26 protein-coding genes are annotated in these 18,990 nt (G+C 64.7%); 1 reads left to right on the top strand and 25 read right to left on the bottom strand.

What is annotated here, in order from left to right:
- Positions 1 to 44: 44 nt before the first annotated feature.
- From L0962_RS05560 to L0962_RS05485, 16 genes are all read right to left on the bottom strand, one after another.
- The gene (locus L0962_RS05560; protein ID WP_234085374.1) at positions 45 to 1,868 is read right to left on the bottom strand and encodes a DNA cytosine methyltransferase; all 1,824 of its coding nucleotides are present in this window, start codon (positions 1,866 to 1,868) and stop codon (positions 45 to 47) included.
- Positions 1,865 to 2,089 (bottom strand): hypothetical protein, encoded by a 225-nt coding sequence (locus L0962_RS05555; protein ID WP_234085373.1) that lies wholly within the window; start codon positions 2,087 to 2,089, stop codon positions 1,865 to 1,867. Before L0962_RS05555 ends, L0962_RS05560 begins: the two co-directional genes overlap by 4 nt.
- Complete coding sequence (locus L0962_RS05550) at positions 2,089 to 2,433, bottom strand: hypothetical protein (RefSeq protein WP_234085371.1); 345 nt, start codon at positions 2,431 to 2,433, stop codon at positions 2,089 to 2,091. The genes L0962_RS05555 and L0962_RS05550 overlap by 1 nt, the downstream gene beginning before the upstream one ends.
- Positions 2,430 to 2,696, bottom strand: a complete 267-nt coding sequence (locus L0962_RS05545; RefSeq protein ID WP_234085369.1) for a hypothetical protein — start codon at positions 2,694 to 2,696, stop codon at positions 2,430 to 2,432. Before L0962_RS05545 ends, L0962_RS05550 begins: the two co-directional genes overlap by 4 nt.
- Positions 2,693 to 2,968: a hypothetical protein gene (locus L0962_RS05540; protein WP_234085367.1), complete on the bottom strand. Its 276-nt coding sequence runs from the start codon at positions 2,966 to 2,968 to the stop codon at positions 2,693 to 2,695. Before L0962_RS05540 ends, L0962_RS05545 begins: the two co-directional genes overlap by 4 nt.
- Positions 2,965 to 3,393: a hypothetical protein gene (locus L0962_RS05535; RefSeq protein WP_234085365.1), complete on the bottom strand. Its 429-nt coding sequence runs from the start codon at positions 3,391 to 3,393 to the stop codon at positions 2,965 to 2,967. The genes L0962_RS05540 and L0962_RS05535 overlap by 4 nt, the downstream gene beginning before the upstream one ends.
- The gene (locus tag L0962_RS05530; protein ID WP_234085357.1) at positions 3,386 to 3,802 is read right to left on the bottom strand and encodes a hypothetical protein; all 417 of its coding nucleotides are present in this window, start codon (positions 3,800 to 3,802) and stop codon (positions 3,386 to 3,388) included. Before L0962_RS05530 ends, L0962_RS05535 begins: the two co-directional genes overlap by 8 nt.
- Positions 3,803 to 3,804: 2 nt before the next feature.
- Positions 3,805 to 3,984 (bottom strand): hypothetical protein, encoded by a 180-nt coding sequence (locus tag L0962_RS05525; RefSeq protein ID WP_234085355.1) that lies wholly within the window; start codon positions 3,982 to 3,984, stop codon positions 3,805 to 3,807.
- Positions 3,981 to 4,601 carry a hypothetical protein gene (locus L0962_RS05520; RefSeq protein WP_234085354.1) on the bottom strand — a complete coding sequence of 207 codons (621 nt, stop codon included), beginning with the start codon at positions 4,599 to 4,601 and terminating at the stop codon, positions 3,981 to 3,983. The genes L0962_RS05525 and L0962_RS05520 overlap by 4 nt, the downstream gene beginning before the upstream one ends.
- Entirely contained in the window at positions 4,601 to 5,059 is a 459-nt protein-coding gene (locus L0962_RS05515) for a hypothetical protein (RefSeq protein WP_234085346.1), read from the bottom strand. The genes L0962_RS05520 and L0962_RS05515 overlap by 1 nt, the downstream gene beginning before the upstream one ends.
- Positions 5,056 to 5,517, bottom strand: coding sequence for a hypothetical protein (locus L0962_RS05510; RefSeq protein WP_234085344.1), 462 nt, complete (start codon positions 5,515 to 5,517; stop codon positions 5,056 to 5,058). The genes L0962_RS05515 and L0962_RS05510 overlap by 4 nt, the downstream gene beginning before the upstream one ends.
- A gap of 38 nt (positions 5,518 to 5,555) precedes the next feature.
- Entirely contained in the window at positions 5,556 to 8,246 is a 2,691-nt protein-coding gene (locus L0962_RS05505; RefSeq protein ID WP_234085343.1) for a toprim domain-containing protein, read from the bottom strand.
- 1 nt (position 8,247) lies between these two features.
- The gene (locus L0962_RS05500; RefSeq protein WP_234085341.1) at positions 8,248 to 8,460 is read right to left on the bottom strand and encodes a hypothetical protein; all 213 of its coding nucleotides are present in this window, start codon (positions 8,458 to 8,460) and stop codon (positions 8,248 to 8,250) included.
- A gap of 84 nt (positions 8,461 to 8,544) precedes the next feature.
- Positions 8,545 to 8,841 carry an ogr/Delta-like zinc finger family protein gene (locus L0962_RS05495; RefSeq protein WP_234085338.1) on the bottom strand — a complete coding sequence of 99 codons (297 nt, stop codon included), beginning with the start codon at positions 8,839 to 8,841 and terminating at the stop codon, positions 8,545 to 8,547.
- Positions 8,838 to 9,419 (bottom strand): hypothetical protein, encoded by a 582-nt coding sequence (locus L0962_RS05490; RefSeq protein WP_234085336.1) that lies wholly within the window; start codon positions 9,417 to 9,419, stop codon positions 8,838 to 8,840. Before L0962_RS05490 ends, L0962_RS05495 begins: the two co-directional genes overlap by 4 nt.
- A gap of 14 nt (positions 9,420 to 9,433) precedes the next feature.
- Complete coding sequence (locus L0962_RS05485) at positions 9,434 to 9,712, bottom strand: hypothetical protein (RefSeq protein WP_234085334.1); 279 nt, start codon at positions 9,710 to 9,712, stop codon at positions 9,434 to 9,436.
- A 55-nt stretch (positions 9,713 to 9,767) separates the two neighbouring features.
- Here L0962_RS05485 and L0962_RS05480 point away from each other — a divergent pair, with 55 nt between their 5' ends.
- The gene (locus tag L0962_RS05480) at positions 9,768 to 10,166 is read left to right on the top strand and encodes a helix-turn-helix domain-containing protein (protein ID WP_234085332.1); all 399 of its coding nucleotides are present in this window, start codon (positions 9,768 to 9,770) and stop codon (positions 10,164 to 10,166) included.
- Between the two features lie 133 nt (positions 10,167 to 10,299).
- On the opposite strand, the gene L0962_RS05475 is transcribed toward L0962_RS05480, so the two are convergent.
- From L0962_RS05475 to L0962_RS05435, 9 genes are all read right to left on the bottom strand, one after another.
- Positions 10,300 to 11,679: a contractile injection system protein, VgrG/Pvc8 family gene (locus tag L0962_RS05475; RefSeq protein ID WP_234085330.1), complete on the bottom strand. Its 1,380-nt coding sequence runs from the start codon at positions 11,677 to 11,679 to the stop codon at positions 10,300 to 10,302.
- On the bottom strand, positions 11,676 to 12,134 hold the full coding sequence (locus L0962_RS05470) for a phage tail protein (protein WP_234085328.1): 459 nt from the start codon (positions 12,132 to 12,134) through the stop codon (positions 11,676 to 11,678). Before L0962_RS05470 ends, L0962_RS05475 begins: the two co-directional genes overlap by 4 nt.
- A 3-nt stretch (positions 12,135 to 12,137) precedes the next feature.
- Positions 12,138 to 14,612 carry a phage tail tape measure protein gene (locus L0962_RS05465; RefSeq protein WP_301332246.1) on the bottom strand — a complete coding sequence of 825 codons (2,475 nt, stop codon included), beginning with the start codon at positions 14,610 to 14,612 and terminating at the stop codon, positions 12,138 to 12,140.
- A complete protein-coding gene (locus tag L0962_RS05460; RefSeq protein ID WP_234085326.1) occupies positions 14,605 to 14,730 on the bottom strand; it encodes a GpE family phage tail protein in 126 nt (41 codons plus the stop codon). Before L0962_RS05460 ends, L0962_RS05465 begins: the two co-directional genes overlap by 8 nt.
- An 8-nt stretch (positions 14,731 to 14,738) precedes the next feature.
- Positions 14,739 to 15,050 carry a phage tail assembly protein gene (locus tag L0962_RS05455; protein ID WP_234085324.1) on the bottom strand — a complete coding sequence of 104 codons (312 nt, stop codon included), beginning with the start codon at positions 15,048 to 15,050 and terminating at the stop codon, positions 14,739 to 14,741.
- 92 nt (positions 15,051 to 15,142) lie between these two features.
- Positions 15,143 to 15,652 (bottom strand): phage major tail tube protein, encoded by a 510-nt coding sequence (locus L0962_RS05450; protein WP_234085322.1) that lies wholly within the window; start codon positions 15,650 to 15,652, stop codon positions 15,143 to 15,145.
- A 16-nt stretch (positions 15,653 to 15,668) separates the two neighbouring features.
- Complete coding sequence (locus L0962_RS05445; RefSeq protein WP_234085321.1) at positions 15,669 to 16,841, bottom strand: phage tail sheath protein; 1,173 nt, start codon at positions 16,839 to 16,841, stop codon at positions 15,669 to 15,671.
- A gap of 83 nt (positions 16,842 to 16,924) precedes the next feature.
- Positions 16,925 to 17,404 (bottom strand): DUF4376 domain-containing protein, encoded by a 480-nt coding sequence (locus tag L0962_RS05440; protein ID WP_234085319.1) that lies wholly within the window; start codon positions 17,402 to 17,404, stop codon positions 16,925 to 16,927.
- A 2-nt stretch (positions 17,405 to 17,406) separates the two neighbouring features.
- The gene (locus L0962_RS05435; RefSeq protein ID WP_234085318.1) at positions 17,407 to 18,987 is read right to left on the bottom strand and encodes a hypothetical protein; all 1,581 of its coding nucleotides are present in this window, start codon (positions 18,985 to 18,987) and stop codon (positions 17,407 to 17,409) included.
- Positions 18,988 to 18,990 lie beyond the last annotated feature (3 nt).

Here is an 18,990-nt window from a genome sequence, read left to right as displayed (position 1 = left end):
GCGGACCTCCGCCGCTGTCGCGGCTCGGCCCGTTACTGCCAGCGTTACCCAACCACTCCCTGCGCCACACTCAGCGCCACCGCCACCGGCTGCACCCAGATGGGTGTCGACGACAGCAGGAAGGTTTCGCCCGACCAGGCCAGCAGCAGGGTCTGGTACATCTGCGAGGCGATGGCCTCGGCGGCGGCTGGCGGGACGGCGTTGCCGATGCGTTCGCGCCAGGCGCTGTCGTTGAGGCCGTCCAGCTCGAGGTATTCCTCGGGCTCGATGATCGACTGCAGGGCGGCGAGTTCCAGCGTCGTGAAAGGGCGGTGCCAGGTGCCGTCCAGGGCGCGGATGACGGCGACGACCTTGTCGGTCGCGGCCGGCATACGGTGGTCGGCAACGGACCAGAAGCCGTTGTCGTGGCACGCGGCCGAGGCGACGGCGCCGCTGGTGTCTTCCCAGCGACGGACGCCGTAGTGTCCGCCGGTCTGGTAGTGGTCGCCGGCCTGCGGGATGCCGGCCGGGCGCGGGTCGGCGACGGCGTAGGCGCCGTTGGCGTTGCCGGCGATGACCGTGCGGGAATACTCGTCCCAGCGTTCGACCTTGTACTTGCCGTGCAGGTCGGCCGGGTTGGTGGATCCGCGCGGATCAGCCACGCACTGGCCGCTGCCGTGGGCGCTGGTGACAGCCATCGCGGCGTGGTTGAAGGGCACGATGCGGAATTCGTTGCTGTGCTTCGCTGGCCCCTGGTGGCGCGGATCAGCCACCGAGTAGTAGCCTTGCCCGGGGGCTTGCTGTCCGGCGACCGCGCCTGCTGCTTGGTCGGCGCGCAGAACGCCGTAAGCCTGGCCGTGGTTCCAGTGCGCGGACTGCTCGAAGCGTGGATCGGCCACCGAAAAAGCCCCGTTGCTCGGCGTCGACCGTCCCTGCACCGTGCCGCTCGTCTCGTCCCAGCGCTGCACGCCGAGGTAGCCGTGGTGGTAGCCCGGCACGATCAGGTAATCCCGCAGATATCCATCCTCGACCGCCAGCTTGCTCAGGCTGCGCCAGTCGCTGCCGGCCTCGACGAAGGCCAGGCGCACCCAGGTCTTCCACTGCAGGTTCGGCACGCGGTGCATCGGGCCGCCGGCCGGGTCGCCGGGCAGCGGCATGCGGTCCAGGACTGTGCCGACCGCCTGCAGCCGCTTTTTGGCCGGCTCGTAGAGGAAGGGCGGGACCTTGGCCATGTGGCGGGCAACCATCAGGAAGCGCTTGCGGCTCTGGGCCAGTTCGCCCAGCTCGCCGCAGTCGTGCGTCGTCTCGGCCACGGCATAGCCGTAGTGGCGCAGCAGGGCGACGATGCGATCGAGCAGGAAGCGGCCACGCGTGGCGATGCGCGGGACGTTCTCGAAGACGATCAGTTCCGGCAGGTTCTCGGCGAAGGCTTCGAGCATCAGGAAGACGCCGCGCTCGGTCAGGCCGTTGAGCGCCTGGTACTTGTCCGTCTTGCTGCGGGTCTCGTTGAGCAGGCCGGAGAAGCCCTTGCACGGTGCGCTCAGGAAGACGATGTGCGGGAACTCGTAGCCGGCGGCGCGGCGGATGTCGTCCGGCGTCGCTTCGCGCCAGCCAGCCGGCGGCGTGCGGCCGTGGAAGGCGATGTATTGCTCGAGCGAGAACATGTCCAGCGTCGTGGCATCGACGCCGACCAGACGCTTGAAGTCGCGGTTGGCGGCGGCATCGACGTCGACCGAACCGATGCAGCGCGGCCGGGCGACCATGTTGCCGACGCGCGCCGAGCCACGCATGAAGCCCTTGGCGCCGGCACCGATGGCCCCGAAGAGCATGAAGCTGCGGATCTCGCGAACGTCGTCCGGGTTGCGGTGGATGGGTTGGCGGGCGGTCATTGGGCACCGCCTTGTTGTTGGTTGTAGACGGGGGCCAGGAAGTCTTCCCAGGCACGGTTATCTTCTTCAACCGCCTCATTCATCAGATCGCAGTCGATCTGCGCTTCGTCGGCGCTGGCGTAGTTTCCGATTGTTTCGAAGGTGCAGTCGGACAGTTCTCGCTGGCAGGCGAAGCGTGTGCAGTTGTCGTCGAGGGCGACGACATCGAACAGGTTGCTCATCAGAAAAGCTCCAATGTTTTCGTGCAGCGCGGCGTCGGGATCGGATCGCCGGCGGGGACGAAGGCGGTGCAGCAGGGCTGGCCGTCCTTCCCGTACTGCCATTCGGTGGGGTATTCGGCGTCCTCGACGTCGAAAACGAAGGTCCGGGCGATCAGGTCGCAGCGCTCGTTGTCGTCGCACTCGTCGACATCGACGCCTTCGCGCATGGACTTGTCGCGCTGGCACTTGCGGCACCAGGCGGCGAAGAAGCATTCGCTCTCGGTGCCGTTGCTCGGCCGGTACTTTTCGCCGGCGCGCTGGGCGGTCAGGGCAGCCAAGTCGGCGGGGTAGATGGCGGGGTTCATGGCTTTCTCCCGAAGCGGCGCACCATCCACGGATGGATGAGCATCGAGGTGACGATGCCGGCCGGGCCGCCGATGCAGTAGGCGGCGATTTCCCAGGCGCTGGTCGGGCCGGGCATCAGCTTCAGCACGGTGATGTTGGCGGTGCTGATTCCCAGGCTGGTGAGCGCCGCCAGCAGCTTGTGGCCGCCGTTGACGTTGAGGCTCTGCAGGCCGAGGAAGAGCACCAGGAAGTAGGTGGCGGCGAAGAGGGCGATGGCGGTCACTTGGTCCCCCTTTCGCAGAACAGATCGTGCGCCAGGCAGCGTTGGTTCCACTCCGTTTCCGTTTCCGAAAGCAGGGCGGCCAGCTTCATCTCGTCGTCGATCCGGCGATGGCTTTCTTCGCCGGCCTTGTGGAAGGCTCTGGCACAGGCGTTGACGGCGTTCGCGGTCAGCACAAGCGCCCAGAAGAAATAGCTTCCGAATCCCGGCTGCCCGGTTCCCATGAACGCTGCGGCGATCGGAATCCAGCAGAAGATGAGGGCATAGGTTTTCATGCCGCTCTCCTTTCCCGCTGTTCCGCCCGGCAACGCGACAGGGCCGCCTCGGCATCGATGAACAGGCTGCCCGGCTGGCGCTTCCAGAAATCCTCGGAGACGTCGACCAGGGCGTAGAGCGCCTGCAGCTCGTCGCCGGTGGCGACCAGGCGCTGGCGGTCGACGTAGCGGTCCTTGATGTTCTGCAGGGCGATCAGGCCGAGCTCGCAGACCGCCAGCGTCTGCTGGTCGCGCTTTTCGTCGGCGGCCAGCGCGAGCATGTCGCGGCAGTCTGCCAGCACGTCGAAATGCGCCACCTTCGCCCAGCCGGCGCGGATGGCCTCGACGGCCATGCGCTCCTGGGTGCTGACCTCTGGATTGAGGTAGTAAGCGACGATGGTCGGCGCGGCCTCGCGGCGATGTGTACGGCGGCAGCGCTTACGCATGATGGCTTCCTCCGCGGCGGGAATAGGCCTGGCACGGGGGGCTGATCACGCTGATGTCCGGCCCTTCCGCCAGATCGACGCCGAGGAATACCGGCGTGGTGTCGCCGCGCGGCAGAACCTCGATCAGGCCGAGGCGTACGCCGTCGAGCACGGTGATCGCCATGTCGACCGCGAAGTGGTAGGTTTTTCCGGGGCGGCGATAGCCGGGGTCGGTCGGGTCGAGCGCCTTAAGGCGGGTGACGACCTGTTCAAGGTCGGCCGGCTTGTCGCCGATCAGCAGGCGTTCCAGGCACGCGGCGGCGCTGGCCAGCGTGTGCCATTCGGGACGGTAGGCGTCTTCGTAGGCTTCGGCGATCTGGCACAGCGGGTGGATGATCGCGTTGATCTGGTAGGGGTACATGGTTTGCATGGTCACTCCTCGATTTCAAGAATGGCGGCGTTGCCGTAGGTGTCGGATTCGCCGCGGGCGATGGCGGTCACCGGCACCAGTACGGGCTGGGCGGTTTCCGGGTCGATGGTCTGGACGTACAGCGTGGCGTTGAGCGGGATATCGCCGGCCATCAGCTTCTGGAGCAGGTCGCGGGCTTTCATGCCGGCACCTCAGCCATCGCCCGCAGGCGCGCATTGAGTTCATCGATCTCCTTCTCCATCTCCCAGCGCTTGATCTCCTGCATGTCTGGCGACGGAATCCAGCAGAGGTGTTCCATTTCTGTGGAGAACCATGTGCCCTTGGCATGCTCTTGCTGGTATTCGGCGAGTTCTGCGGGATCGATATCGCGCCAGGGAACGCCGACGAACATGACGCCGAGCTTCGTTGATCCGGTCAGCGTCGATCGGTAACCAATCCCGCCACCGATCAGCACGGGGACGTCGCCATGAAGACCGATCACTTCGAGGGCATTACTGATGCAAAGAAGCCGCGGCAGTTTCTGAATGCGCGTAAGCATCACCTTTCCGCTGGCGGTGTTCTTCCTGGGCATGTAATTGCCGAAGCTGTTCGGCTGTTTCCAGACGCCCTGATCTGGCGTTTTATCGAACTCAAAACCGCTGACGGTGCCGTCCTTGTAGGTGTAAACGTTCTTGGCGCCGATTTCATCAACAAATGCCAGGACGGTTTTACGGTTCGCGTCGTTTGCGGCATTGATCTCGCGGACCTTGTCCATCAGCGGGCCAGCGGTGACGCGGAAGTAGCGTTTATAGATGCTCATCACGCAGCCCTCCGCTTCTTCTCCAGCTTCCAGTCGCCGATCATCCGCTCGAACAACTTTCCGCCGTCCTTGAAGAACTGGTGCGGCTCGCGGTTCGTTTCCTGGCAGAGGCGGATGCTGTTCATCGCGTGCTCGAAGTTGGCGCAGTCGAGCAGCTTGAGGTCAGAGACATCGAACTTCACGCGGTTGCCGTTGTACATGCTGGCCAGCAGCGTGGCGAAGACACGAGCGCCGCTGGTGTCGTGGCGAAGCGCCCAGTTCAGCGCGTGCTCGAGCGACTTCAGGCAGTCATCGAGGCGGGCCTTGCGGACGGCTTCGGCTTTCTCCCAGGTGTCGCTATCCATCCAGGCATGCAGCTTGGCCAGGTCGGCGCGGGGCAGAGTGACCGAGACGCGGATCATGCCGTCGTGCTGGCTGTCGAGGTGATCCTCGAGGGGGATGATCTGGATCTCGCTCATGCCACCACCTCGATCGGTTCATCGCTGATGGCCTGGCCGATTTCCAGGCCGAGGCCCATGAACTGGCTGTCGCGGTCGCCGTGGGTGGCGAAGCTGGTAATGCATTCGAGGGCGACGCGGGATTCGTGCTCGCCGAAGTGTTCGAACAGGTCGCGCAGCGGTGCGGCATGGCGGCCGTAGAGCGAGAGCACCAGGCGGCGCAGGGCGGCACCGGATGGGGTATCGGCAATGATCTCGCGGCGGTAGCGCAGGAATGGGCTGGCGTTGCGGGTTTCGACGCGGATGACGGCGGTGGCGGTGGCGAGGTTGTCGAAGGCGGTGACGGCCTTGTGTACGTTGTCGCCTTCGGCATTGAAAGCGAAGGCGGCGGCGAGTGTGCCGTCGGCGTTGAGCGTCTGCAGCTGCTCGACCGCGCCGACCAGTCGGTCGAACTTGGCCTTATTGATGATGACTTCCATGATGGGCTCCTTGGTTGTGCTGCGAAAAAATCGGTGGTTCAGTCGTCGCCGGCCTTGCGGCGCGGGTCGTCCCGCTCGAAGACCCAGCACTTGACCGTTTTATTGGTGATGCGGCTGTTGACCGGGTGGTTGGCCTTGACGAAGCGGCGCCAGCGGCTGTTGCGCAGGTGCTTCTTGACCTCGCGCATGTCGGGCACCTGTTGACGCATGGATTCGGCGCGGCTGACAAACTCGTTGAGGCTGACGGCGATCTGGCGGTCATCCCGGCTGTGATTGAGCGTCGACTCGTCGTTTCTGGACTCGATGTAGTCGAAGACTTCCCAGAATTCCTGGACAACCGGCGGGTCGTCGTTGATGGTTTCCTGCCGCTCGATCGCCATGGCGATGATTTCTTCGAGGATGGCGAGGTGCATGTCGTCGTCGAACTCGACGATCAGTCGCAACGCATCGACCAAGGCCATGAGCTGGGCGTGGTTGTGTTTGACCCGCTGTTGTCGGATCTCGGGCCGGTCGTCGAGTAGCTGAACGTAGGCCTCGTAGCGTTGCTGGACCGTCTTCAGGATCTCCGGCTCGGCGCGGGTGGCCTTGAGCACAAATCCGCTGCAGGCCTTGACCGGGAAGCCGGTGAGCGCCTTGAAGTTGGCGCGGCTCTGGACAGTGACAGGCTTGGCCTCGAGCCAGATATGCACGATCCGCTGCATGAAGGCGTCGGAGGCCACCACCTTGGCGTTCTGGCTGATCACCAGCGCGCCGCGGAAGGGTGGCTCGTAGGTGTCGGTACCGCTGCTCTTGACGCCCAGGCTGCGCACGCTGCGGCCGTTGAATGCCGTCTTGAACTCGTCCCAGTCGAACGAGCGCTGCTTGAGCTTGTCCGATTCGCCCTTGTCGCGGTCGGATTCGATGAGGACGATGGGCAGGTTGGAGACCTGCACCAGATTGCGCGAGCGGCCGGCGGCGGAGGATTTTGCCGGGTCGAAGCCCTCGTAGGCCGTCCGGCCGCAGAGCTTCCAGAAAAATTCGATCAGCGTCGATTTGCCGGCGTTCGGTTCGCCGGTGACTTCGAGGAAGGGGTAGCTTTCGTGGAATGCCGGTTCGCGGATCTGCTCGGCAAACAGGCTTCCCAGCCAGTAGGACAGCGCCACGAATCCCTTGGCGCCAAAGCAGGACCACAGCACTTTCGACCAGGCCGGATCGTATTCGGTGAGGTCGGCGTTGATGGCGAGGTTGACCGTTTTATTGCGGCTGTTGACTGCGCGCTTGCCGATGTCGAAGAAGTCTTCCTCATTGAGCTTGATGACCTTGCCTTCGGCCACCGCCAGCTTGTCGAAAATCCACGCCTTGTGGTCCTTGCTGTAGCCGATGAAATCGATGGAGTCGACGGTTCGGATGCCGAACATCTGGCTCTTGAGCCAGAGGTCCAGGTGGCGCTGATTGCCGGTGTAGAGCGCGCCGGGCGCGACGTGGATCAGGCGGTTGGAGAACTCGCCGGCGACGCGAATCTGGCGGCCGTTGAATGCGGCCTTGAGGCTGTTGCCGTCGTGCGGGAAATCGATGCGGACGTAGTACCAGGCCTCGTCGGTCAGTGCGCTGGACTGGTAGTAGAGCGGGGTGGGCAGGCAGTTGGCGATTTCGAAGACGGTACGGGATTGTTCGAGCGCCATGCGCTTGATCTCTTCCGGGGTCTTTTGCGCGTTGCCGGCCTCTTTCTTGAGGTATTCCTCGGCATCGCTGAGCTTCTTGTAGTCGATTTCGAACCAATAGAGGCGGTTGTTGAAGTCGAAGTAGAAGTCGCGCCACTGCTTTTTCTTGAAAATGATCCCGGCCTTGTCGGCGGCGCTGCGGGCGGTGAGCAGCGCGCCGCGGTAGCGGGCGTCCTCGATCGCTTCGTCGGTGATGCCGCCAGCCAGGTGCAGGTCGGACCAGTCCCGCTTTACGCCGCGCTCGAAGCGGATGTAGGCGGCACTGGCCTCCCAGCCTTCGGTGGTGGCGCGGGCCACGTGGCGCCGCATGTAGTCGCGTCCGGCCTTGCCGTCGTCGTAGGCAAAGACGAGCTTCGGGCGCTTCTTGTCTGACTGGATGCAGCGCTCGGCAATCGCCTGAAGGAACAGGTAAGGGTAGTTGTTGCACGATAGCGGCGTGGCGGCGTAGCGCTCGGCATGCATCAATGCGATGGCGTCGAAGATGCCTTCGACAAACCAGATTTCGTCGTCCGGCTGCGGCATGGGCGGTTCCCATACCGTGCCCTGGTACTGCGCGCCGAAGTTGAAGTTGGCCTTTTTCTCGAAGCGGCCGGGCTGGTCGATCAGACGTTCCCAGTAGCCGCCGTTGGCGATGGGAAAGCGAACCGTGGCGGAGCCGATGCCCTTCTTTCTGTCCTGGTAATACTCCTGGGTGTAGCAGCCCTGGATTCTGGCCAGGTCGAAGCCGCGATTGGTCCGCAGGTAGGCATCCGCTGCGGCGTTCGGTTCGGCCGGCGACTGTGCGTAGCGCTTTGACCAGTCGTCGAAGATGTCCGGGTACTCTTCCTTGACGTAGACGATGTGGCCGCAGTTGTCCTTTCGCCCACAGTTGAGCGTCCAGGGATTGTCGGCCTTGGCGAAGAGCTCTTTCTTGTTGCATTTCGGGCACTCGCCGCCCTGCAGCCAGCCGCCGACGGTTTTTTTGAACTTGAAGTCCGCCTTGATCCGCGGCAGCAGCTCGACGAGGATGTCGTTGCGCATTTCAGCCATGTCAGTGCCGCGCTTCCTTCTGCTTGGGGTAGGCGCAGGCTTCGACGAAGCGGCGGAAGGCCTCGATGTCCGACCGGAAACCGATGTAGACGTTGCGGTGCGGCAGCTTGCGGTAGAGCAGGAAGCGACCCGCCTTTTCGATGACGAGCATGCCGTGCTCGTCGGCCATCTTTCTGGCTTCCTTGATTGCGCGTATCGGTGTTTGCTGTGCCATGTCTGGCTCCGTTTTTTGGCGTAAAAAGTCCCTGCGCGCTGTTTCCAGCGTGCTGGTGGATGAGTGGGTTGTGGGGCTAGGGCGTCAGCCTGGGCGCGGCGGCGGGTGCGTCATGCCGAGTTCCAGTTGCGCGGCAGCTGCCTGCTGCTCGGCCGCCTGAGAGCGGGGAGACAGCGGGATGTAGACGCCCGGCTTGGGGTTCATCGATGGGGCGATGGTGCGGACGGCGACCAGTTGAGCGACCCAGCTATGCATGCACTCCGGGTTGTCGCAGGTGACCGTCGATTCGCGCACGGTATCGCCCATCTGCTTGGAGCTGCGAACGGTGCTGGTGTGGCCGCAGTGCGGGCAGACGATGCGCCACTGGTTGAATTCGCTCATGCCGACCTCCGCTTTTTCAACCGGGCCATCAGGCCACGGGCCTTTTTTACGGTCGACGCGATCAGGCCGAGCTTTTTCTCGGCATGCTCGATCTCGCCGGGGTGGATGCCATCGAGTAGCTGGCTGGTGGCGACGGTGGCCTGCGCCCCATGCTCGACCAGGGTCCGGAACGCATCGACGAGCTCTTCGTGGGTGACGTCGGCATCGTCGTCCTGGCCGGCTTCGACATGCAGGCCGACCGGCGCCAGCAGGTCGTTGAGCAGCAGGATGCGGCGGTCTTCCGGCAGGGCGGCGACGATGGACAGCAGGAAATTGAAGGGCAGAAGGTTCTTGTCTTTGGTGACGTCATCGAGCCAGCGGAAGATGCGGTCGGCGTTGACGCGCATGCGCTCGAAGGTGTCGGTCGTGGGCGGCTCGAAGGCAATGCCGGTGAATACCGGGCCGCCGATGCGGATGTGCGCCTGGACGATCATGTCCGCGGTCGTCTCGCGGGACCAGCGATTGTCGCGGCGCCAGGCTTCGATGTGCTCGCGGAGCAGGGCGATGGGGCTGGGGTGCGTTGCGCGCTGCATGATCATTTTTTCACCTGGCCCTATTCTGCGAGAGAAGAAAGGCCGGACGGTGAGGCCGAAGCCTCACCGCCGGTAAAGTCCGCCGCCGGTTTCGAGGGGGGGAGGCTGGCGGCGGCAGAGGATAGACGCTTGATGACAATTGGGAGGCCAGCAATGAAGGCATCGCGGCCGAGTTTTGATCGGCTGATCTGAAATTGATCGGCCACGGCATGTGCCTCTTTCAGTTCCTGCGGCATCAGCCGAAGCGGAATCGGGCTTCCTTTTACGACACCGTCGGGGTTGCGCTTTGTGTTGCTCATGCGATGATGGAAGTTCTGTGTTGTGTGTAACACATTGTGGTGAAGAAAGTTTCATATGTCAACGGAAGTTGATGAAATTATTTTCGGGTTCGGGCGTAGGTTCCGCGAGGAACGGCTGCGGCTTGGCTTTACGCAGGGGCAGCTCGCCGCGCCGCTGGTGACGACTGAGCGGACGATCATCTCTTACGAAAAAGGCTCGACGCCGCCAAAACTCGACAAGTTGATCCTGTTTTATGGCATCGGTGCCGACATCGGGTATGTGATCACCGGGCGTCGCTCGATCGCCAGCGATGGAGGGGCGGTGCTGCATGAGCCCGAATCCCGGCCCTATACGCCGGCGGCCAGGGTGGCTGAAGAAATCTTCAGTTTGCCGCTGACGGATAGTGATGCAGAAATGCTGCTGACGTTTGCCAAGCGCCTTGCAAACGATGACCTGTCACAAACGAGTCGATGACAGTACTGGCGGCGATATAACAGCCAGAAGGGATCGCCAACCGATCCCGGAGCATGTCGTAATATGTTCCCTTAGCCCTCTCCCGGAGGGCTTTATTTTGCCAAGGTAGTATGCAATAGCAATATCAATAAGGTTATATTGCTGACTCCGTCACAATCTCTGTCGCCTTTACCTCGAACTCCAGCACTTGCGAATAACCGCCATCGGCCCCGATGGTGTTGGTCGCTTTGGTCACCAGCCAGTCGGTGCCGTCGATCTGCGGCTTCCAGCCCCGCACGATGGCGGGCATTTCCGGGATGGCTTCGGGGATGCCGACGGCGAGTGTGAGGCTGAATGTCGCCACGCCGCGCTGCAGGCGGCGCCACTCGGCGCGGGCGGCGCGCAGGGCGTTCTGGCGGTTGCTGTAGACGTGGCGCAGCGTCTTGAGGTTGTCGGCGGTTCGATCGAACTGGTTGGCTGTGCCGGTCATCCGGCTGGCGTCGGTGGCGGCCTGGCGTTTGGCGCTGGCGATGGCCTTGTCGTCGTCGGCCTGGCCGTAGGCGACTTCGCCGGCCGCGCTGAGGTTGCGGTCGTTGTACTTGGCGCGCACGCCGATGTAGGCCGCTCTGGCGGCCTTGTTGCCCTTGAGGCGTTTCCATTCCGCGCGGGCCGCACGCAGCGCTTTCTGGCGGCTCGGGTAGGTGGTCGGTAGCGCCTTGTACTGGCCGTTGACCGGCGTTGTGCTGACGGTGGCCGGGCGCTGCTTGCGCTCGTTGCTGTCTTCGCTGTCGCCCCAGACGACCTCGCCTTTGACGGCGAGATCCACGTCGTTGTACAGCGCGCGCACGCCGGCGAAGGTGTCGCGGTCGGCGAAGAGGAAGTTGTGCTGGTCGCCGCGCTGGCGGGTGATGTCGAGGGTGGGCAGCTCGGCGCCGCTGGCGGTGATGCCGGCGCCGGACGGCGAGACGATGAGGTAGTTGTTCTTGACTGCGGCGTAGGCATCGTAGCGCTTGGCGAGGCGCGTGAGGAAGCTGGCGCTGCTTTCGTTGGTCTGGTCGTCGTGCGCGATGGCGATGTTTTCCAGGCTGGCGTGGACCAGCGGCTTGAGGCCGTTTTCATCGGCGATGGTGCGGACGATGGCGCCCAGCGTGGTCTGGTGCCAGGCGCGTTCGCGCTGGGTGGTCAGCCCGGCGGCCAGGTCGGCGCTGGTGGCGCGGATGGCGAGCACGTCCGGCGTGCCGCGGTGCTGTACGTCGGCGACGATGAATTTGCCCTTGTCGACCAGGCCTTCACCGGCCCAGCCGAACGCGAAGGTGATTTCGGCGCCCTTGGCAGGCAGCGCCAGCGCGCCGTCGCTGTCATCGAACTCGATGTCGAGGGTGTCGGCCTCGAAACCGCGCAGGTCGGTGTGCGTGAGCGACATGAGGCGCTGGCGGCCATCGATGGTTTGGCTGATCTGCTTGCCGTCGACCGCGATGCGCCAGTCGATGCGGCGGTCCGGCTGGCGGGCCAGGTATTGGCCGAGGTCGATCATTTGAGATCCAGCAGTTTGAGCAGTTCGTTGCCGACGGTACCGAGCAGGCTGGGGTCGTCGTCGGTACGCTTGAGGCGCAGGGAGAACTCGATCTTGCGGGCGGCGCCATCGGCGAAGAAGGCGCTGGCGGTGGTGGCCAGGTCCTCGGCGACGAACATGCCGTAATACCAGCCGGTGCCTTCGATGAGCGGCCACGACTTGCCTTCGTCGGCCATGGCTTCGAGCGCGGCCAGGCTGATCTTGCCGCCGGTGATCTCGGGCACCAGCAGCCCGGACAGGGTGATCGTTTCGGCCCCGCGGCCGACGAATTGCGAGGCCGGCCGGGCGCCGACGCGGGCATTTTCTGGGTGCCGCCAGCTGATCTGGCGCTGCAGTTGCTGGTAGGGGACGGTATCCAGCCCGAAGGGGAAGAGACCGTAGATCATGAGCATGTGGATGGCCGGGACGCCGTACATGGCTTACTCCGAATCGGTGAGGCGCGACCGGCGGGCGGCGGCCTTGCGGGCATCGGCTTGCTCGATGGCGCGGATGACGAGGCTGGCGAGCAGCTGCTCATCGGCACCGGCCGGCGCCTGGATGCTGATGTGGTAGGTGTTTCCACCAGCTGCCGCCGCCGAGCCGATGCCGATTGGCGACATGCTGAGCGCGGCGGCACTGCCGATGCCGGCGAGCTGGCGGGCCACGCCGCCCAGCGCGTTGAGCGGACCGGTGTCGTTCTGCAGGATGCCGCGTTCAAACCCCTGCATGGTGAAAGCGCCGATTTCGGCAAACACCCGTGATGGCGAGCGGATGCCGAGCTTTTCCTTGACCCAGCCGATGGTTGAGTCGGCCATGCCGGTCACGGTGCTGCGCAGCGCGTCCCAGCGGGCCTGGATGCCGCGGATCATGCCGTTGACCAGTTCGCTGCCGACGGTGACGGCGCGGAGCGGCAGGGTCTCCAGCCAGGTGACGGCATTGCCGAATCCGCCGCGGATTCGCTGCTCAAGATCGTAGATGCTGCCGCCGAGCGTGGTTTCGTAGCCGAGGATCTTCGAGAGCAGGGTATCGATGCCGGCATTGAGCAGGGTGCCGGCCGCGTATCCTGCACCGAATGCGGCTGTCAGCTTTGTGATGGGGCCGAGGACCAGCCAGATTTTCGAGGCTATCCCAGCTAGCCCGGCTTTTCCCGCCGATCCGGACAGGCCGATTGCCGCCAACGAGAATTTGAGCATGGCCAGCGGGACGAGGATCGCCCCGGCGGCGATGGTGATGGCGCCCAGCACGGTGAGCAGGATGGCCAGCCACTTGACGCCGGTAATGATGCCGGCTGACAGGCGCGGGTTTTCCGCCGCCCAGTCGCGGATGCCCTGGATGATGGATTGCGTGCTTTCGAGCGTGTCGGCAATGGCCGGCTTGAGGTGCTGGCCGAGGTCGCTGGAGAGGTTGCGGATGCTGTCCTGTGCGTTTTCGATGCGCTGATTCAGGGTGTCGGCACGGGCGCTGAATTCGCGGTCCATGCTGCCCTTGGCGGCTTCGTCGCGGACCAGTGCCAGCTGCCGGCGGTATTCCTCGAGGTTGCTGGCCAGCTTGGCGGCGTCGTCGCCGAATTCTTTGCCGAACAGGCGGGTGGCGGCTTCGAGCTGCTTGTCGCCGGCGAGCGCCTTGATCTTTTCCAGCACCATGATGATGGTGCCGGTGGCGTTGTTCGCCATGCCCGCCTGCACGGCCTTGCCGTCCAGCCCCAGCATGCCGAGGCCTTCGCGGAAGCGCTTGCTCTGCATGTTAGCAACGGCGAGCTCGCGCACCATGGCGTTCGATGCGCTGGCCGCCACCTCGGCGCCAGCGCCGAGGCTGAGAAAGGTGGAACCCAGCGCGGCGGCTTCGCGGTAGCTCATCTTGGACATGTCGGCGGTGCCGGCGATGCGCTTCATGACGTCGATGATGTCGCCGCCCTTGCTCAGCGCGTTGTCGTCCAGCCAGTTGATGGTATCGCCGAGTTCTTTGATGTCCTGGATCGGCACCTTGTAGAGCTGGCTGATCTTGCCGATGTCTTCACCGACCTGGTCGACCGGCAGGTCGAAGGCGTTGGCCATGATGCTGGTGGTTTCGGCGTAGATCAGCAGGTTCTGCTTGCCCTGGATGCCCATGCGGGCGCCGCCTTCGACGATCTTTGCGATGTCGTTGGCGGTGCCGGGCAGGCGTTCGCTCATGGCCTTGATGGCGGCGGCCATGTCCCAGTAGTCGGCGGTCAGCTTTCCGCTGGCGTCGCGGGCACCGTCCATCTGCCGGGCGACGCCAAGCATGGCGGTTTCGAAGTCGCGGAAGTCGTTGACCGCACGGGCGGCCGGCAGTCCGACGGCGGCGCCGGCCGCCGTGATGCCGGCGCCGGCCATGGCCAGCTTGCCGGCGGTGGACTTGGCCTTGGCAAGGTCGGCCTGGGCAGCGCGCAGGCGGCGCATCTTCTGGTTTTCGGCGTCGAGGTTGGCCTGCAGGCGCCGGCTTTCTGTGCTGGCCTGGCCGCTGGCGCTGGCCAGCTGCCGGCGCGCCTCGGCCAGGTTGCGGGTGTCGATGCCGGCGGCCTTGAGTCTTTCGAAGAGCTTCTGCTCGGTTTCGGTCAGCGATTTGTGCTTTTGCCGAAGGTCTTCCGAGCGCCGGGTAAGGGTGGCGAGTTCGGCGGATTGTGCCCGTGTCGGCACGCCCGTCCGGCTGATGGCGGCATTGAGTTCGTCGATCTGCCGGCGGGTTTTGGCAAAGGTGTTGGCGGTGATCGCCGCGTCTTTCTCGGCCTTTTTGAAGGCGTCGATCTGCTCGACGCTGCGGTTGAGTTCCTTGATGCGTGCGGTGTTGTCGCGCAGCGCCTTGGCCGCCTCGGTGGCGGCGCCGGTGATCGCCTTCACCGGGCGGACGAACTTGTCGACCGCGGCGAAGACGACCTTGAGTTCGAGGTTATTCATTGCCGTCGCCCTTGGGCATGCGCGCGGCGGCACGGGCACGCCAGGCGCACAGTTCGTCGAGTTCCATGGGGTTCATGGATTCGGGCGTCCAGTGGAAGACGACGGCGATGTCGGCCATGAATTCCTCTACACGGTCGGGGACTGGGTGCTCTTCTCCGCCTCGGCCAGGACTTCCGGCGGGAGCAAAAAACCGGCGAGCGCGGCCCCCATCTTGAGCAGATCGCAGGGTTCGACGACCGCCATTTCCTGCGGTGTGATCTTGGGGTCGGAGACGCGCGGGACGACGGTGATGATGGCGTCGGTGCCCATGTCGAGCAGTTCGCGCAGGCTGACGCCGCGCAGCGCGCCGCTGTTGGGCTTGTGCAGGACGATGTCGTGCAGTTCCTTGTCGCCGCGCTTGAGCGGGACGGAGAGGGTGATCGTGGTGCTGGTGGTCATGAGGGGGTTCTCCTTGGTTTTCCGCTGCCCTGGCCGCCCCGTGCGCCGAGGCGCCGGGGCGGACTTTCGCAGGCTCGCGGGGTGGGTATGCGTTACGCCAGGCCGATGGCCTTGCGCTGGTCTTCGAGCAGGTCGGTGCCGTTGACGACGAAGATCATGGCCAGGGCGTCGTATTCGATCAGGACCTCGCCGTCGACGATCAGCTTGTAGTAGGCGAGCGTGGTGGTGATCTTGGTCTTCGTCGGGTCCTTGACCTTGGCGGTACCCATGTCGATTTCCTTGTGCCGGCCGCGCACGACGATTTCGACGGCATGGGTGTCGCCGGTGTCCTCGCGCTGGTAGGCGCCGGAGAAGCGCAGCATCAGGGCGTCCGGCTTCTTCGCGCCGTACTGCTTGATGGCGCTGAAGACGAGTCCGGCGCTGGTCCATTCAAGGACCATTTTTTCGTTGCCCATGTCGATGTCGATCGGGCCGGGCATGCCGGCCGCCTGGTATTCCTCCATCTGGCGCGACAGCTTGGGCAGGACGACTTCTTCGGCGACGCCGAACAGGGATTCGCCGTCGTTGTAGAGGTTGAAGTTCTTGAGGTTGGTCGGGAGCATGGTTTTCTCCGGTGGGTCAGGCGGCCATGCGCGACGCGAAGTCGAGCAGGTAGCGGTCGGTGATGCGCTGCTGGAACATGAGGTTTTCGAGCGGCGGCACGGGGGTGTAGTCGTAGTCGATGTAGAGCTTGCCGGCCTTGAGCACCACCGGTGCGTTCAGCGCGGGGTCGAGCCAGCAGTCGAAGCCAAGCAGGTAGCCCAGGCGGACGAGCTCGCGGCCCTTGGCCTTGACGCCTTCGATGATGTCGCGGGCGAGCGAGGGGGTGAGCGGCTTGTCGACGCCCCAGAAGTGCGCTTCGGCGATGGTGTCGGCCAGCACGTGCGCGGTGCGCGCGGCGGATTCGAAAGCGAACAGCGGGTCGTCGGAACAGGTGCGCGAGCCCCAGAAGCGGTAGCCGTCGCGGCGCACCAGGGTGGTGACTTCGTGGCTGTTGAGGTAGTTGGCGTCGGTAGACTCGTCCTGCAGGTCGAAGTAGACGTCCTGGCTGATGCCGGTGACGCCCTGCACCGGCACGTTGGACAGCGTCTTGTGCCAGCCGTGGTTTTCGTCGATCCAGGCGCGCAGGCCGAGCGCGCGGGCGGCGGCCGGGGCGACGGCGGTGGCATTGGCGACGGTGTCCCAGCGGGTGAAGTTGGGCCAGATGACCATGGCTTCGCGGTCGCCGAAGTTCTCGCGGTAGGCGACGGCGGCTTCCTTGGTTTCGGCGCCGTAGGCCGACAGGTAGGCCATGGCGCGGGTCTTCTTGGCGATCGCGACGAGTTCGGTGGCGACGGGCAGGGAATCCAGCCCCGGCACGCCCAGGATGCGCGGCTTGACGCCGAAGCGCGCCTGCGAGCCGAGCAGCGCCTTGACGCCGGTGAGTTGGCCACCGGCGGTGACGCTGCCGACCAGGTTGCTGGTGGTTTCGGCATCGGTCGCGCCCTTGGGGACGCGGACGACGACGACGGCCGGACTGCCGTGGTCGGCGATGGCGTCGAGCGACGGGGCGAGGGTGCCGAGGTCGCCGGCCTTGCCGCTGGCGGCGAGGACGTCGGTGATCAGGACCGGGGTGTTGGGCGGAAAGGTTGCCGCGTCGGCGTCGTCGGCGATGCCGACCAGGCCGATGATGGCGGTTTCGATGGTGCGGATGGGGCGGGTGCCTTCGTTAAGCTCGAAGACCCGTACGCCATGATGGTAGTCGGCGGGCATGGGTGGCTCCTGGTCAAGGTGTGCCACCCATGGTGCCGGCCGCGCGCGCGGGGGTCACGCGGCGGCGGGTGTAGGGGCGCGGCTTACGCCCGAGGGTCGAAAAACGCCAGCGGCCAACCGCCGCGGTAGTCGTATGCGGCAGGATCCTCGGCCGCCAGAAGCGCGGCGCGATGCACCTCGGCGGCGGTGTCGATGGCCAGCGCCTGCTCGATGCCGGCGCGCATGATGCGCAGGAGCAGGCCGTAGGTCATGTCGACCGGGCCGAGGGTGTCGTAGTCCATCGGCCGCCAGTCGGCGCGGACGATGGTTTCGTTAACAACACCGCCGGCAGCGAGGGCGAGGTCGGCGAGGTACTTGTAGCGTAGCGCGCTGGCGCTGTCGGTGTCGTACCAGCGGCCGTCGACCTGGACGCCGCCTTGTTCCGTGCGTTGATCACGCGCGGCCTTGATCTGTTCCCACTTGATCGCGACCGCCTCGGCATTTGGCCGCGCAGGCACTTCCTGATCGCCGCCGATGCGGTCGCCCTCGTAGTATTGCCCGGTGGTCGAAGAAATGAAGCCCATGCTTACCATCCTCTCGATATGAGTTGGCGGGCGTATCCAGAGGGCTCATAACTCTGGTTTCCCGCCGCGTTTGTGAAACAGGCGACATAGTTCGGCCCGGTCTTCAGCATCATCGACACCCGAGAGGCTGAGATAATCGACGCGCCTTGGTTGATGCCGGTCGAATTCCCCTGGACGCCCATGTATACAAGCCACCCGGAGCCGTCGGCGTTCTGCGCTACAAGTTGCGATGCTGAAAGCGGCAGCACTCCCAGATTATGGTTTTTGTTGTAGCTGCTCGCGGCTGCGACTGCGTAAAAGCCGGAGTCGTATATCCCGTTATAAGCGTAGGCGATTGCGCTTGTTACTGCGCCGGCACTGGTGACCGCTTCGCCGACAAATACACGATTTGCCTTCACAGGGGCGGCACCGTTGCCAACGAACATCCGCATTAATTTTATGCAAAAAGTCGCTTGTCCATTGGTTGCTGCTGGCGCGTTGCTGTTCGTATAGATCGGCGGGATCGTTGTGCTGCCGGGGACCAGGGTTCCATCGGCGGAAACATCAACATAGAGGTAGTTCGTTGCGTTTGCCGTTAATGCCCAGGTCAGGTTTTCGGTCGTGATGCCGAGGCGGTCGACGGCGCCGTCGATAGAAAACCCGCTGGCGCTGCCGACGATCAACGCGGCGCTGTCGACACCGACATTTTGCGTTGAGATGGACAAGTTGGCCGAGGTTGCCGGGAGAAAGCTCGGCCAACCGTTGCCATCGCATGGGCCGGTAAGAACCGTTTGCCGAACCGGTGCCGACGCGCCTCTGGCGGCCTGGACAAATTCCGTCGAGGCGATCTGCGTCGTGTTCGTTCCGGCGGCGGCCGTGGGTACAGTCGGGGTACCTCCCAGCGCCGCATTGACAAGCGGGGCAGCGCCGAGGGTTGCCAGGGCAGCGGCCGCATTGGCGTCGTCGAGCAGGGTCCTGGCGAATGGGCTCAGGGGGGTCAGGGCAGCGGCGCCGGCGCCGGTGAAGTAGGGCAGGGTGTTGGCGGCGCTGACCAGCGCCGCCAGGGCGGTGAGCTCATCGTCCAGCGGCTGCTTCGAGGCATCGGTGCTGGAGATGGTGATGTTGGCCGTGCCGTCGAATGGGACGCCGTTGATGGTGCGGGCGGTTGCCAGCTTCGTGGCCGTCGCCGCGTTGCCGGTGGTGCTCTGATTGAGCGTCGGTACGCGGGCGGCGGGGATGGTGCCGGTAGTCAGGTTGCTGGCGTCGTTGGCGCCGATGGTTGCCCGTGCCGCGGCGGCATCGGCGTCGTCGAGCAGGGTCCGGGCGAAGGCGCTCAGGGTGGTCAGGGCAGCGGCGCCGGCGCCGGTGAAGTAGGGCAGGGTGTTAGCGGCGCTGACCAGCGCGGCGAGCGCGGTCAGTTCGGCATCCAGCGGCTGTTTTCCGGTCGACAGGTTGGCGATCTGGTTTTTCAGCCACAGCGTCCGGTTCGCCAGTGCTTTGCCTTGGACGTTGTCCATGCCGTCCGGGCCGCCCTGCAGGACGTCCTCTTCCTCGTATTGATAGATGCCGGGGGTCCATTCGTCGGCTTCGGGCAAGATAGCCATGTT

The sequence above is a fragment of the Azonexus sp. R2A61 genome, from assembly GCF_021401135.1.
Lineage (GTDB): Bacteria > Pseudomonadota > Gammaproteobacteria > Burkholderiales > Rhodocyclaceae > Azonexus.
Note: the sequence above shows the minus strand (reverse complement) of the source record. Positions and strands in the feature narration are given on the sequence as shown.